We start from the raw sequence: 257 nt of genomic DNA on the forward strand, positions 1-257 counted from the left end.
AGTCTATCCCTTTTAAAGCTGATGGTTATCGCATCACCAAACCTTTAAAAGAATACACTGAGAAACTGTTAAGCTATGGCCTTACTCTAAAGGCAGTGGCTTGGCTTACTGGCTTGGACAAGATGACTGTAAAGTCAATTCACAAGTCTCTTCTGCTGTCTAAATTTACAACTGATGGCAAGACACTCATAAAACCTGAAAGGCAGGCAAAATACTTAGCCATTGATGAGTTTAAGCTCCACGATGGTCATAAGTAC

Annotated in this window: 1 pseudogene; it reads left to right on the forward strand. The window is 40.1% G+C overall.

From position 1 onward, the window contains the following. Positions 1-257, forward strand: a pseudogene (locus FD23_RS08950) (ISL3-like element ISLdl1 family transposase); the annotation flags it as partial.

It is taken from the genome of Lactobacillus delbrueckii subsp. delbrueckii DSM 20074 = JCM 1012 (genome assembly GCF_001433875.1).
GTDB classification, from domain to species: Bacteria; Bacillota; Bacilli; order Lactobacillales; family Lactobacillaceae; genus Lactobacillus; species Lactobacillus delbrueckii.